Genomic DNA, 11,761 nt, shown 5'->3' on the forward strand with positions numbered 1-11,761 from the left:
TGGACTGCTCACAGGATCGCAGCGAGCGAATCCAGTGACGCCAGACAATCGTCGCCCACCGGGGTGAGGACTGCCGTGGTGACGCCCGCGTCGAACAACTCCGTCACCCTGGAACGGGCCTGCCCCGGCGTGCCTGCCACGGCGAGCTGCCCCACCCAATCATCCGGCAGGGCGCGGGCGAAGTCCTGCGGGCTGTCGCAGCGGGAACGCAGGGCGACGAGTTCGTCGTAGAAGGGCAGCGGGGCGATGTGGGGCCGCCAGTCCGGTTCTCCCACCACTTCGAGGGCGGGGCGGACCGCGGTCAGCGCGACGGCGGGGTCCTCGTCGATCGCCGCGACGTTGTAGGCGACCAGACGGTGCGGACGGGTCGGGGCGATGTGCTTGAGGGCCTCTCGTACATAGGCGGGGGTGACCGGCTCCGCGAGGACAGTGCCGTCGGCCGCGTCACCGGAGACGGCCAGGGACTTGGGGCCGCGCACGCCGGCCAGGACGCTGGGGGCCGCCGCGGGTGTCGCGGTCTCGTGCAGTCGCACCCCGTCGACGCGGACGTACTGCCCGTCGTGGTGAACGGGTTCGCCGCTCAGCACTGACTTCAGGACGGTGATGTACTCGCCCAGGAGCGTGAGAGGGCTCTTCGGCCACGCCCCGACGCTGCGCATCCACGAGGGCATGCCGTGGCCGACGGCGATGTCCACGCGGCCGGGATGCAGTTGGACGAGAGTCGCGATCTCCATCGCGGCGAAGGCGACATTGCGGGCGGCGGCCGGCAGCAGGCCGACGCCGACGCGGATCCGCGACGTGGCGGCGAGGACGGTGGCCGCCTGCACCAGCCCACCCCGGTAGCCGAGGTCCTCCACCACCCACAGCTCGTCGAAGCCGTGTTCCTCCGCCCGCCGGGCGAACGTGATGATGTCCCGCGCCGGAATGTCGCGGGGCAAGAGTGCGCCGATCGCGCCGTCCCGTTTCGCCATGGTGATTTCATCCTCCGCAGGTTCACGTCGGCATCGTCCAGCGGGCCGAACAAGGGCATGCCGGATGTTCGATCGTAGTCGTTGGGCGATACACGGGGTACACGGATCGCTTTTCACGCACAAAGATGCGCCAGGTCGTCGTTGACCGGTGCTCGGGGGCAGGGCCAGGGTGAAAGGGACATCGGATTCCGGTCACCTTTTTCCGGTCACCGAATTGCGTGCAGGAGGCCGCGATGCTCCAGACAGAGACCCGGGAAGAAACAGAACTCGGGAAAAGCCTCTTCTTCCAGCGCTGTCTCTGGTGCGGCACTCCGGCCTACCGGCGCTCGTACTGCCGTGCGTGCGGGGCCGTGGCCTTCGGCCGGGAACGCAGCGCGGGTGCCGGAGTCGTGGTCCGCCGCAACGGTCAGGTCCAGCAGAACACGTGGTTCGTCGCGATGGACGAGGGCTTCAACCTGCTCTGCCAGGTCACCGGAACGGCACCGGTCGTCGTGGCGGTGGGCGCCCGGGTGACGGTCGTACGGGCCGTCGCTCCCCACGGCCAGGGCCTTCCCGTGGTTGAACTCATCCACCCGGAAACGCCCTTGCGGCAGTGGTGGTGACGGAACACGGCCCCCGCCGAGCCACGGCCGAGCGGGACGATCAGAGAGGAGGGTGCGTGAGCACCCAGGACAACATGCCGGACGGACGGGGCGCACTGGGCGGTGTGCGCATCGCTGACTTCTCCCGGGTTCTCGCGGGACCCTATGCCACCATGCTCCTCGCCGACCTGGGCGCCGACGTGGTCAAGATCGAGCGGCCGGGCGTCGGGGACGACACCCGGGCCTGGCGGCCTCCCGCGGACCACGACGGTACGTCGACCTATTACCTGAGCGTGAACCGGAACAAGAGGTCGGTCGTCCTGGACCTGGCCACGGACGCCGGCCGCGAACAGGCGCGGTCCCTGGTCGCCGAGTGCGACGTGGTCGTGGAGAACTTCCGGCCCGGCACGATGGAGCGGCTGGGCCTCGGACACGAGGAGCTCCGTGCACGGCACCCGGAGCTGGTCTACTGCTCGATCAGTGGCTTCGGCAGCGGTGCGGGCGCCGCGATCCCCGGATACGACCTGCTCGTGCAGGCCGCCGGAGGCCTGATGAGCGTGACCGGGGAGGCCCACGGGGAGCCGGTGAAGGCAGGTGTGGCCCTCGTCGACGTGATCACCGGGCTGCACGCCTCACTCGGCATCCTCGCCGCCCTCCGGCACCGGGACGCCACCGGCGAGGGGCAGCTCGTGGAGGTGAACCTGCTCAGTTCCCTGCTGTCTGCCATGGTCAACCAGGCCTCGGCGTTCGCCGTCGCCGGTGTGGTCCCGGGCCGCATGGGCAACGCGCACCCGAGCATCGCCCCGTACGAGACCTTCCCCACCGCGGACCGTCCGCTCGCCCTCGCGGTGGGCAACGACAAGCAGTTCGCGGACCTCGCCGAGGCCGTCGGCGAACCCGGTCTCGCTCTCGACGACCGATTCCGCACCAACGCCGACCGGGTCGCCCACCGCACCGAACTGGCGGAGATCCTGACCCGGCTGCTGAGCACCGACGGCGCGGACCACTGGTCGGCGGTCCTGCTGGCCGCCGGAGTACCGGCCGGCCCGGTCAACAACCTGGACGAGGCGTTCACCTTCGCCCACGAACTCGGCCTGCCCGGCGTCGTCGACCTCCCCGCTGCGGCTGTCGGCGCCGAAGGAGACAGGCCCTCCCGTCAGGTCGCCCACCCCCTCGCGCTGAGCGCGACGCCCGCGCGGTACCTGCTGCCCCCGCCTCTGCTGGGACAGCACACCGACGAGATCCTCCGCGGCATCTCCGGCCGCTGACCCGTCTCTCGACACCCCGTCGTTCCCAAGGAGCCCACCATGAGCCGCAAGCCGATGAAGGACCCCCTCGACCTGCTCGACATCACCTCCGTCCTCTCCGACGAGGAGCGTGAGATCCAGTCCACTGTCGCCAGGTTCCTCGCCGACCGGGTGCGCCCGCACATCGGCGAGTGGTTTTACGGCTGGAGTGGCTTCCCCGGCTGGCCGCCGGTGAGGCGATCGGCTGCTTCGGCCTCACCGAGCCCGACTTCGGCAGCAACCCGTCCGGCATGCGCACCCGGGCCGTCCGCGACGGTGACGACTGGGTCCTGAACGGCTCCAAAATGTGGATCACCAACGGCGGCATCGCCGAACTCATCGAACCCGACGGCATGCACGCCACCACGACCGTGGACTACGGGATCGTGCTGACGGGCGAGATCGTCCTCGAACTCGACGACGGCCACCGCACGCCGCTCTCCGCAGGGGACATCGTGATCCAGAACGGCACACGTCACGCCTGGCGCAACCGCAGCGGACGGGCGGCGACCATGGTCTTCGTCCTCATCGGCGCGGAACACGACGACTGACGGACCGAGGAGGATCGCGACTGGGTCGTACCCGGCGCGTCAGGGAGCGCCGTCGAGATCCACCTCGATCTCCTCGGCGTCGGTCCAGAAACCGTCGTCCGCGTCCTGGAGGCGGGCGGCGGCGTGATTCATGTGGAGGCGGGCGGCCGTGCGTGCCGCCTCGGCGTCGCGGGCCTCGATCGCGGCGAGGATGGCGTGGTGCTCCGCCCGGACCGCTTCGATGAAGTCGTTCCGGCGTGCCTCGTTCGCCCGTGTGACGCGGATGCCGCTGCGCGACACATCGCCCAGGTACCGCAGGGTCGAGACCAGCACCGTGTTCCCGGTCGACTCGGCGATGGACCGGTGGAAGGCGAGGTCCTCGTCCACGCCGTCGCCGCCGACCGCGACCGCCGAGTCGATCGCGTCCAGCGCCTGACGCATCCGTGCGAGGTCGAGGGGCGTGGCCCGGGTGGCCGCGAGATGGGCCGCCTCACCCTCCATGGCACGGCGCACCTCCACGATCTGCAGCACCTTCGCCTTGGTATCGGCGGCCTCGAGATCGAGCGGGCGGGTGCGCCGCGGCAGGACGAACACACCGATGCCCTGGCGCGGTTCGATCAGGCCCGCGTTGCGCAACCGCGACAGGGCCTCGCGCACCACCGTGCGGCTGACGCCCAACTGCCTGACCAGTTCGACCTCTGTCGGCAGTCGGTCGCCCTCGGCCAGCCGCCCCGACTCGATCTCCTCCGAGAGGGTCGAGGCGACCTGATCTGCGAGCCGGACGGGACCGCTCACCTTAGAAAACATGGTTTTCAGTCTATAGGCCCGGGTCTCGTCGTTCCGTTTTCCGCTAGGCCTTGACCAGGACCGCGTCGGGGTGGTCGGCGAGGTAGGCCCGCACCACCGATTCGAAGCTCGGGTCGGGCTCCAGCCCGAGCGCGGCGGCACGCGAGTTGTCGAAGACGGAGGGCCACGATCCCACGACGGCCTCGACCTCGGGGTCGGGCGCGACGGTCACCAGATCGGCCGCGGCGTCGCCCGCCACGCGCCGCAGCGTGCTCAGCATCTCGGCGACCGAGACCGTGAGGGCCGGGAGGTTGACGGGCAGCCCGCCGTCGAGCCGGCCCTTCCCGCTGCCGCGCTCGGCTTCCGCGATGCGGAGGATCCCCTCGACCGTGCGCCGTGGTGACGCCAGGGCCACCCGCAGGTCGGGGCGTACGGGGCAGATCGCGGGGAGGCCCGCGAGCGGCTCGCGGACGATGCCCGACAGAAAGCCGGAGGCGGCGGCGTTCGGCTTGCCGGGACGTACGGACACGGTCATCAGCCGGGCGACGCGTCCGTCGATGAAGCCCCGGCGCGTATAGTCCGCGACCAGCTGCTCGCAGACGAGCTTCTGGATCCCATAGCTCGACCGGGGCGTGGGCAGGGTCGACTCGCTGACGACCGGCGGGAGCGGCAGTGCCGGGTCGGAACCGTAGACCGCCACGCTGCTGGAGAACACCAGGCGCGGCACCGGCCCGCCGGCCGCCGACTGGGCCCGGGCGGCTTCGAGGAGGGCGCGGGTGGTGTCCAGGTTGGCGCTCATCCCGAGGTCGAAATCGGCCTCGCACTCGGCCGAGACGGCGGCGGCGAGGTGGATCAGCACATCGACCGGCTCCGCGAACACCTCGTCGAGACACTCGGCCAAGTCACCCCGCACGATCTCCACCAGGGGATCGGCCGCCTGCGGCGCCCCGGGCGGAACGAAACGGTCGGTGAGCACCAGCTGATCGATCGGCGCACCACCGTGCGTCCGGGTCCTCAGCAGGGTGTCGGTGATCTCGCGTCCCAGAAAGCCGAAGCCGCCCGTGATGACGATCCTCATGCGCTGTCTCCTCGGTAGTCGTTCAGCCAGCCGAGGCCCTCACTCGTGCCGGCACGGGGGATGTACTCGCAGCCGATCCACCCGTCGAAGTCCAGGTCGTCGACGACGCCGAACAGATGCCGGATGTCGAGCTCGCCGTTGTCCGGCTCGTGGCGGTCCGGCACGCCGGCGATCTGCAGATGACCGACCCGGCCGGTCGGCAGGTCGCGGCGCAGCGTCGTCGTGAGATCGCCTTCGACGATCTGGCAGTGGTACAGGTCGAGTTGCACCTTGAGATTCGGGGCGCCCACCTCCTGGACCACCGCATGGGCCTCCGCCTGCCTCGACAGGAAGTAGCCCGGCATGTCGCGGCCGTTGATCGGCTCGACCAGGATGTCGACAGCCAGCTCGGCGGCTCGCTCCGCTGCCCATTCCAGGTTGGCCAGGTAGGTGTCGCGGTGCTCGGCCCGCTCCTTCGGAGTCACGTCCGGCGGCACGAGACCGGCCATCACGTGCAACCGCGGGCAGTCCAGCGCGGCGGCGTACTCGAGGGCCCGGGGGAACCCGGAGCGGAGCTCCGCCTCGCGGCCGGGCAGCGCCGCGATCCCGCGTTCTCCGGACTCCCAGGCCCCGGGAGGTGCGTTGAAGAGCACCTGCGTGAGGCCATGGTCATCGAGCCGGTGCCGCAACTCCGCGCTGTCGTAGGCATAGGGGAAGAGGTATTCGACGGCGGTGAAGCCGTCCGCCGAGGCCGCGGCGAAGCGGTCGGGGAAGTCGTGCTCGGGATACATCATGGACAGGTTCGCTGCGAACCTCGGCATGCTGGCTCCTGTGAGGGGACCGGGAGGGGCCGGTCAGCGGTTGACGGTCTGCTTGTCGGTGGTGAGCACCGCGGCGGCGCCGACGACGAGGCTGAGTGCCAGGACGTACATCGGGAGCGATGTCGAGCCGGTGGCGTCCTTCAGCGCGCCGATCATGTACGGACTGACGAAGCCGGCGAGGTTGCCCACCGAGTTGATCGCCGCGAGGCCGACCGCTGCGGCGGTCCCCCCGAGGAACGCGGTGGGGAGCGACCAGAACAGGGGCGCGCAGGTCAGCACCCCGGCGGCGGCGAAGGACAGCGCGGCCAGGGACAGCGCGGTCGATCCGGCCCAGCCGGCCGCCAGCGAGAAGCCGACGGCGCCCATGAGGCTCGGGACGACCAGGTGCCAGCGGCGCTCGCGGTGCTTGTCCGCCGAACGTCCCAGCACGTTCATCGTGACGAGTGCGGCCAGGAACGGCACGGCGCTGAGCGCCCCGATCGCGAGGTTGCCCTCGATGCCGGTGGACTCGATGAACGTGGGCATCCAGAAGGTCAGGGCGTACTGACCCATCACGAAACAGAAGTAGATGAGGCACATCAGCCACACCTTCGGCTCGCGGAAGGCGTCCCAGACCCGGCCGTGCACGGTCTGGTGCGCGGCGTCCTCGGCGATCGCCCGTTCGACGACGTCCTTCTCCTCGTCGGTGAGCCACTTCGCGGCGCGCACGCTGTTGTCGAGGTAGAACAGGGTGGCCACACCGATGAGGACGGCGGGTATCGCCTCCAGCAGGAACATCCACTGCCAGCCCTGCCAGCCCTTCACCCCCTGGAACCGGTCCATGATCCAGCCGGAGAGCGGGTTGCCGAAGATGCCGGCCACCGGGATCGCGGACATGAACATCGCGATCACCCGGGCACGACGCTGCGACGGGAACCAGTACGTGCAGTACAGGATCACCCCCGGGTAGAACCCCGCCTCAGCGGCGCCGAGGAGGAACCTGAGGACGTAGAACGTCGCCTCGTTGCTGACGAACACGAACGACGCCGAGACCAGACCCCAGCTGATCATGATCCGGGCGATCCAGGTGCGGGCGCCGACGCGCTGCAGCATCAGGTTCGACGGCACCTCGAAGAGGAAGTAGCCGATGAAGAACAGGCCGGCGCCGAGGCCGTACGCCGCCTCGCTGAATCCGAGGTCGTCGGACATCTGCAGCTTCGCGAAGCCGACATTGACCCGGTCGAGGTAGGAGACGACGTAACAGAGGACGAGGAAGGGGACGATACGTCGTACGACCTTGCGGAAGACGGCGTTCTCACGGGCGACGTCGGGGACTTGGGACGCCGATTTGGGCATGGACATGGCGATCCTTTGAGCGGCTCAGGGGAATTCTCCGGCAAGGGAGAAGGGGTTCACCACGCGGCGTTGAAGGTGGACCTGAGTTCATCGAGCGCGTGATCGGAAAGCGGCTCGGGGCGACGGTCGGTCAGGAGCCAGAGACGTGCCGTCTCCTCGAGTTCTTCGAGGACGGCGAGAGCGGTGGCCGCGTCGGGGCCCCAGACCACGGGGCCCAGCCGGTCCAGCAGCACCGCCCTGATGGGCGTTCGGCTCGCTGCGCGGTCGGCGACGAGGGCGGTCACCAGGTCGGCCACGCGGGGGTCGCCGGGCCGGTGGTAGGGGATGAGCGGCACGTGCCCGACCTTCATCACGTAGTAGGGCGTGAGGGGCGGAAGCACGTCCGCGGTGCTCCAGACACCGGCCAGCGTGAGCGCGACCAGGTGCGTGGAGTGGGTGTGGACGACGAACCGGGCCGTGGGGTCGGCGGCACAGATGCGCCGATGGAGCGTCAGGGTCTTGCTGGCACGGTCGCCCGCGATCTGCTCACCCCGGGCGTCGACCAGCGCCAGGCGGCCGGGTTCGAGGAACCCCAGGGCCGCGTCGGTGGGCGTGATCAGATGGTGGTCGCCGACTTTGGCACTGATGTTGCCAGCGCTGGCGTGGACGTAGCCCCGGGCGAACAGGCTGGTGCCCACGCGGACGATCTCCTCGCGGGCCAGGTCGACCGCCTCGTCGTGCGCTGTCCCGGCGGCGGTGCTCGGCTGCGGGGTCATGCTGCCTCCTCGTCCAGGAGCGCGAAGGAGCGGGTGAAGAAGTCGGGGCCGCCGAAGTTGCCGGACTTGAGCGTGATGTGGAGCGTGTCTCCGTCGGGAAGAGCCGCCGCGCACCAGGGCACACCGGGGTCGATCTGCGGCCCGATCCGGAGTCCGGTGACACCGAGCGCCTGGACGACCGCCCCCGAGGTCTCGCCTCCCGCGACGACCAGCCGGCGCACGCCATGTGCCACGAGCCCCTGTGCGATGCGGGCCAGCGTCCGCTCCACGAGCTCACCGGCCTCGGCGGCACCGAGCCGGCCCTGGACGGTGCGGACCGTCTCGGCCGACTCGGTGGAGTAGACGAGGACGGGCCCGTCGTCCAGGTGCGACTCGGCGAAGGCCAGGGCCTGCCCGACCACGTCCTCGCCGGCGGCCACGCGCAGCGGGTCCACGCTGAACGCGGGCCGGCCGGTGCGCAGGTACTCGAGGACCTGACGGTTGGTGGCCGTGGAGACCGAGCCCGAGACGACGGCCCGGTGACCGGAAGGGGGCGGCAGCTCCGCTGCGGCGCGGGACGGCTTGAACCCCCAGTTCGCGGGCAGGCCGATCGCCAGCCCCGAACCGGCGGTCACCAGCGGGAACCCCTGGACCGCCGCGCCCAGGCGCACGAGGTCGTCGTTGGAGACGGCGTCGACGATGGCCATCCCGAAGCCGTCCTCCCGCAGGGCGTCGACACGGGCCCGGATCGCCTCGACGCCGTCGGCGACGACCGTGTGGTCGACGAGGCCGACCTCTCGCGTGGTCTGCGCGCCGAGGACGGAGACCAGATTGGAGTCGGTCATCGGGGTGAGCGGGTGGTGGCGCATGCCGCTTTCGCTGAGCAGCACGTCACCGACGAAGAGATGCCCTTTGAAGATCGTGCGCCCGTTGTCGGGAAAGGCCGGCGTCGCGACCGTGAAGTCGGTGCCCAGCGCGTCCATCAGCGCCTCGGTCACCGGCCCGATGTTGCCTGCCGGTGTCGAGTCGAAGGTGGAGCAGTACTTGAAGTAGATCTGCTCGGCGCCCATGGACCGCAACCAGGCCAGTGCCCGCAGCGATGCCTCGACGGCGTCGGCCGCCGGGACGGTCCGCGACTTGAGGGCGATGACCACGGCGTCCGCGTCGATCGCCTGCGCGGCTCCGGCCGGTGGTGTGTCGATCAGCTGGACCACGCGCATGCCCGCGCGCACCAGGTTGTTGGCGAGGTCCGTGGCGCCGGTGAAGTCGTCGGCGATGCATCCGAGACGGATCCCCATGTCAGGCCTCCACCGGCTTGGGCAGGTCGACCCCCGGGAAGATCTTGATGACCGCGCTGTCGTCCTCGGCCCCCAGTCCGGACGCCGACGCCTGGAGGAACATCTGGTGGGCGGTGGCGGCGAGGGGGAGCGGGAACCGTTCCGGCCGGGCGGTGTCCAGCACGAGCCCGAGGTCCTTGACGAAGATGTCGACGGCCGAGAGGGGTGTGTAGTCACCGTCGAGCACATGGGCCATACGGTTCTCGAACATCCAGGAGTTGCCGGCGCTGTGCGTGATGACCTCGTAGAGCGCCTCGGCGGGAACGCCCGCCTTGATACCGAGGGCCATCGCCTCGGCCGCGGCGGCGATGTGCACGCCCGCGAGCAGCTGGTTGACGATCTTGACCTTCGAGCCGAGGCCGGCGCGCTCTCCCAAGCGGTAGACGGTGCCGCTCATGGCTTCGAGCAGTGGGTCGGCGAGGGAGTACGCCTCGGTGGAGCCCGACGTCATCATGGTGAGTTCACCGGCCGCCGCCCGCGCGGCGCCGCCGGAGATGGGCGCGTCCAGGTAGAGCACCCCCCGCTCGGCCAGGCGGCCCTCGAGCGCGGCGGACCAGCCCGGATCGACCGTGGAGCACATGACGAAGACGGCGCCGGGGCGGAGCCGGTCGGCCGCGCCCTCGGCACCGAACAGCACGGTCTCGACCTGCGCGGCGTTCACCACCACGCCGACCAGGACGTCCACCGCGGCTGCCAGCTCGCCACAGGTCCCGAACGCCGTCCCGCCCTCGCGGGCGAAGTCCGCGGCCGTCTCCGGCCGCAGGTCGTGAACGCCGACGTCGTACCCCGCCGCCCGCAGGCTCCGGGCCATCCCGAGGCCCATGGCTCCTAGGCCCACCACGCCCACCCGCGGTCGCGCGGGCTCGTTCTGGTCGCTCATGCCCATCCTCGCGTTGCCGTGCCGTCCGGAGCGGTTGCCTCAACCGTCCCCGGGAGATCAGGTCATATGATGACCTGAGGACAGCGAAATGCGCGGTGTGATGTCCGTCACGCACCCTCGACCGCAGCTGTGCCGGGGGGACTCGGCGAGTACGGCATCGTGAAGATCGCCCGTAACCTGCGAGTCCATCAGATCCTGGAAGGAACCAACGAGATCATGCGCGTCATCGTGGCCCGCGGCCTGACGGAGGAACTCGGATGACCGACGTCCGGTTCCGTACGGCGGGCCGTGCCGCCCACATCGTCCTCGACCGGCCCAAGGCCCTCAACGCCCTCACCCACGCCATGGTGCGCCGCATCGACGAGGCCCTGACCGGCTGGGAGCGGGACCCGGCCGTCGAGACCGTCGTCATCACCGGTGCGGGGGAGCGCGGCCTGTGCGCGGGCGGCGACATCCGCGGCATCCACGACGACGTCCGCGACGGGGACGGCACCGCCTCGGCCGCGTTCTGGCGCGACGAGTACCACCTCAACGCCCGCATCGCCCGCTACCCCAAGCCCTACGTCGCCGTCATGGACGGCATCGTCATGGGCGGTGGCGTCGGCGTCTCCGCGCACGGCAGCGTCCGGATCGTCACCGAGCGGTCGAGGATCGCCATGCCCGAGACCGGCATCGGCTTCGTCCCGGACGTCGGCGGCACCTACCTGCTCGCCCTCGCCCCGGGCGAACTCGGCACCCATCTCGCGCTGACGGGCGCCCAGATCGGAGCCGGGGACGCACTCCTGGCCGGTCTCGCCGACCACTACGTGCCCGCCGAGGCGCTGGGGCGGTTCGTCGACGACCTCGCCGGCACGCCCGTACGGGAGGCCCTGGACCGGCATGTGAAGCCCGCACCGGAAGGGGAACTGGCCGGGCGGCGGGAGTGGATCGACTCCTGCTTCGCTTCCGACACGGTCGAGGAGATCGTCCAACGGCTGCTCGCGCACGGCGACCCGGCAGCGAAGGAGACCGCCGAGACCCTGCTGGCCAAGTCGCCCACCGCCCTCAAGGTCACCCTCACCGCCCTGCGCCGCGCCCGCCGGCTCGGCCCGCTGGAACGGGTGCTGGAGCAGGAGTACCGGGTCTCCTGCGCCGCCCTGAGCACGCCCGACCTGGTCGAGGGCATCCGCGCCCAGGTCATCGACAAGGACCGCGATCCCCGCTGGTCACCGGCGACTCTCGACGAGGTCACCGAAGCCGACGTGGAGCGGTTCTTCGCCCCCCTCGGCGAGCGCGAACTCGGGCTCGCCGGAGCCTCGGCCTGTCCCACCGGGCCCCGTTCGACGTGACCTCCACGGCCTCCGGCCGGCGCTGGGCGCTCATCGCCATCGGAGCCGGAGCCTGTGCACCCGAGCAAAGGTGTGCTGGTCGGCGCCCAGTAGAGTGCGCCTTTGTCGCCCCACG

At 70.6% G+C, this 11,761-nt stretch carries 12 protein-coding genes and 2 pseudogenes; 6 read left to right on the top strand and 8 right to left on the bottom strand.

The annotated features are described in order from the left end of the window. Positions 1 to 8 precede the first annotated feature (8 nt). Entirely contained in the window at positions 9 to 971 is a 963-nt protein-coding gene (locus OHU35_RS39910) for an LLM class flavin-dependent oxidoreductase (RefSeq protein WP_189727537.1), read from the bottom strand. A gap of 233 nt (positions 972 to 1,204) precedes the next feature. Here OHU35_RS39910 and OHU35_RS39915 point away from each other — a divergent pair, with 233 nt between their 5' ends. The 4 genes and pseudogenes from OHU35_RS39915 (at position 1,205) to OHU35_RS39930 (ending at position 3,389) form a co-directional block, all read left to right on the top strand. Beyond that, positions 1,205 to 1,573, top strand: a complete 369-nt coding sequence (locus OHU35_RS39915) for a hypothetical protein (RefSeq protein ID WP_359892428.1) — start codon at positions 1,205 to 1,207, stop codon at positions 1,571 to 1,573. A 74-nt stretch (positions 1,574 to 1,647) separates the two neighbouring features. Further along, complete coding sequence (locus tag OHU35_RS39920) at positions 1,648 to 2,820, top strand: CaiB/BaiF CoA-transferase family protein (protein WP_189727684.1); 1,173 nt, start codon at positions 1,648 to 1,650, stop codon at positions 2,818 to 2,820. 39 nt (positions 2,821 to 2,859) lie between these two features. Next, a pseudogene (locus OHU35_RS39925) lies at positions 2,860 to 3,170 on the top strand (acyl-CoA dehydrogenase family protein); the annotation flags it as partial. After that, the gene (locus tag OHU35_RS39930) at positions 3,144 to 3,389 is read left to right on the top strand and encodes a cupin domain-containing protein (protein ID WP_372498804.1); all 246 of its coding nucleotides are present in this window, start codon (positions 3,144 to 3,146) and stop codon (positions 3,387 to 3,389) included. The pseudogene OHU35_RS39925 and the gene OHU35_RS39930, both read left to right, overlap by 27 nt. Before the next feature lie 39 nt (positions 3,390 to 3,428). Here OHU35_RS39930 and OHU35_RS39935 read toward each other — a convergent pair whose 3' ends face one another. The 7 genes from OHU35_RS39935 to ltnD are packed head-to-tail and all read right to left on the bottom strand — an operon-like array spanning position 3,429 to position 10,318. Continuing rightward, positions 3,429 to 4,163, bottom strand: coding sequence for a FadR/GntR family transcriptional regulator (locus OHU35_RS39935; RefSeq protein WP_405508870.1), 735 nt, complete (start codon positions 4,161 to 4,163; stop codon positions 3,429 to 3,431). 55 nt (positions 4,164 to 4,218) lie between these two features. Beyond that, on the bottom strand, positions 4,219 to 5,232 hold the full coding sequence (gene denD / locus OHU35_RS39940) for a D-erythronate dehydrogenase (protein ID WP_189727534.1): 1,014 nt from the start codon (positions 5,230 to 5,232) through the stop codon (positions 4,219 to 4,221). Then, positions 5,229 to 6,032, bottom strand: coding sequence for a 2-oxo-tetronate isomerase (gene otnI, locus OHU35_RS39945; protein WP_405508873.1), 804 nt, complete (start codon positions 6,030 to 6,032; stop codon positions 5,229 to 5,231). The genes denD and otnI overlap by 4 nt, the downstream gene beginning before the upstream one ends. 33 nt (positions 6,033 to 6,065) lie before the next feature. Then, positions 6,066 to 7,373 (bottom strand): MFS transporter, encoded by a 1,308-nt coding sequence (locus tag OHU35_RS39950; protein WP_189727532.1) that lies wholly within the window; start codon positions 7,371 to 7,373, stop codon positions 6,066 to 6,068. Between the two features lie 50 nt (positions 7,374 to 7,423). Further along, entirely contained in the window at positions 7,424 to 8,122 is a 699-nt protein-coding gene (locus OHU35_RS39955) for an aldolase (protein ID WP_189727531.1), read from the bottom strand. Then, positions 8,119 to 9,399, bottom strand: coding sequence for a 3-oxo-tetronate kinase (gene otnK, locus OHU35_RS39960; protein ID WP_405508876.1), 1,281 nt, complete (start codon positions 9,397 to 9,399; stop codon positions 8,119 to 8,121). The genes OHU35_RS39955 and otnK overlap by 4 nt, the downstream gene beginning before the upstream one ends. A gap of 1 nt (position 9,400) precedes the next feature. Beyond that, a complete protein-coding gene (gene ltnD / locus OHU35_RS39965; RefSeq protein ID WP_405508878.1) occupies positions 9,401 to 10,318 on the bottom strand; it encodes an L-threonate dehydrogenase in 918 nt (305 codons plus the stop codon). Positions 10,319 to 10,453: 135 nt separating this feature from the next. On the opposite strand from ltnD, the pseudogene OHU35_RS39970 reads away from it, so the two are divergent. Then, positions 10,454 to 10,579, top strand: a pseudogene (locus OHU35_RS39970) (acyl-CoA dehydrogenase family protein); the annotation flags it as partial. Then, a complete protein-coding gene (locus OHU35_RS39975; protein ID WP_405508880.1) occupies positions 10,576 to 11,646 on the top strand; it encodes an enoyl-CoA hydratase/isomerase family protein in 1,071 nt (356 codons plus the stop codon). The pseudogene OHU35_RS39970 and the gene OHU35_RS39975, both read left to right, overlap by 4 nt. The last annotated feature ends 115 nt before the right edge of the window (positions 11,647 to 11,761 follow it).

This window comes from Streptomyces purpurascens, assembly GCF_045040895.1.
In the GTDB taxonomy this organism is placed as follows: Bacteria; Actinomycetota; Actinomycetes; order Streptomycetales; family Streptomycetaceae; genus Streptomyces; species Streptomyces purpurascens.

Bases quoted from the DNA above. Each gene is read 5' to 3' on its own strand.
- OHU35_RS39910 (WP_189727537.1), bottom strand. From the start codon at position 971: ATGGCGAAACGGGACGGCGCGATCGGCGCACTCTTGCCCCGCGACATT.
- OHU35_RS39915 (WP_359892428.1), top strand. From the start codon at position 1,205: ATGCTCCAGACAGAGACCCGGGAAGAAACAGAACTCGGGAAAAGCCTC.
- OHU35_RS39920 (WP_189727684.1), top strand. From the start codon at position 1,648: ATGCCGGACGGACGGGGCGCACTGGGCGGTGTGCGCATCGCTGACTTC.
- OHU35_RS39930 (WP_372498804.1), top strand. From the start codon at position 3,144: ATGTGGATCACCAACGGCGGCATCGCCGAACTCATCGAACCCGACGGC.
- denD (WP_189727534.1), bottom strand. From the start codon at position 5,232: ATGAGGATCGTCATCACGGGCGGCTTCGGCTTTCTGGGACGCGAGATC.
- otnI (WP_405508873.1), bottom strand. From the start codon at position 6,032: ATGCCGAGGTTCGCAGCGAACCTGTCCATGATGTATCCCGAGCACGAC.
- OHU35_RS39950 (WP_189727532.1), bottom strand. From the start codon at position 7,373: ATGTCCATGCCCAAATCGGCGTCCCAAGTCCCCGACGTCGCCCGTGAG.
- OHU35_RS39955 (WP_189727531.1), bottom strand. From the start codon at position 8,122: ATGACCCCGCAGCCGAGCACCGCCGCCGGGACAGCGCACGACGAGGCG.
- otnK (WP_405508876.1), bottom strand. From the start codon at position 9,399: ATGGGGATCCGTCTCGGATGCATCGCCGACGACTTCACCGGCGCCACG.
- ltnD (WP_405508878.1), bottom strand. From the start codon at position 10,318: ATGAGCGACCAGAACGAGCCCGCGCGACCGCGGGTGGGCGTGGTGGGC.
- OHU35_RS39975 (WP_405508880.1), top strand. From the start codon at position 10,576: ATGACCGACGTCCGGTTCCGTACGGCGGGCCGTGCCGCCCACATCGTC.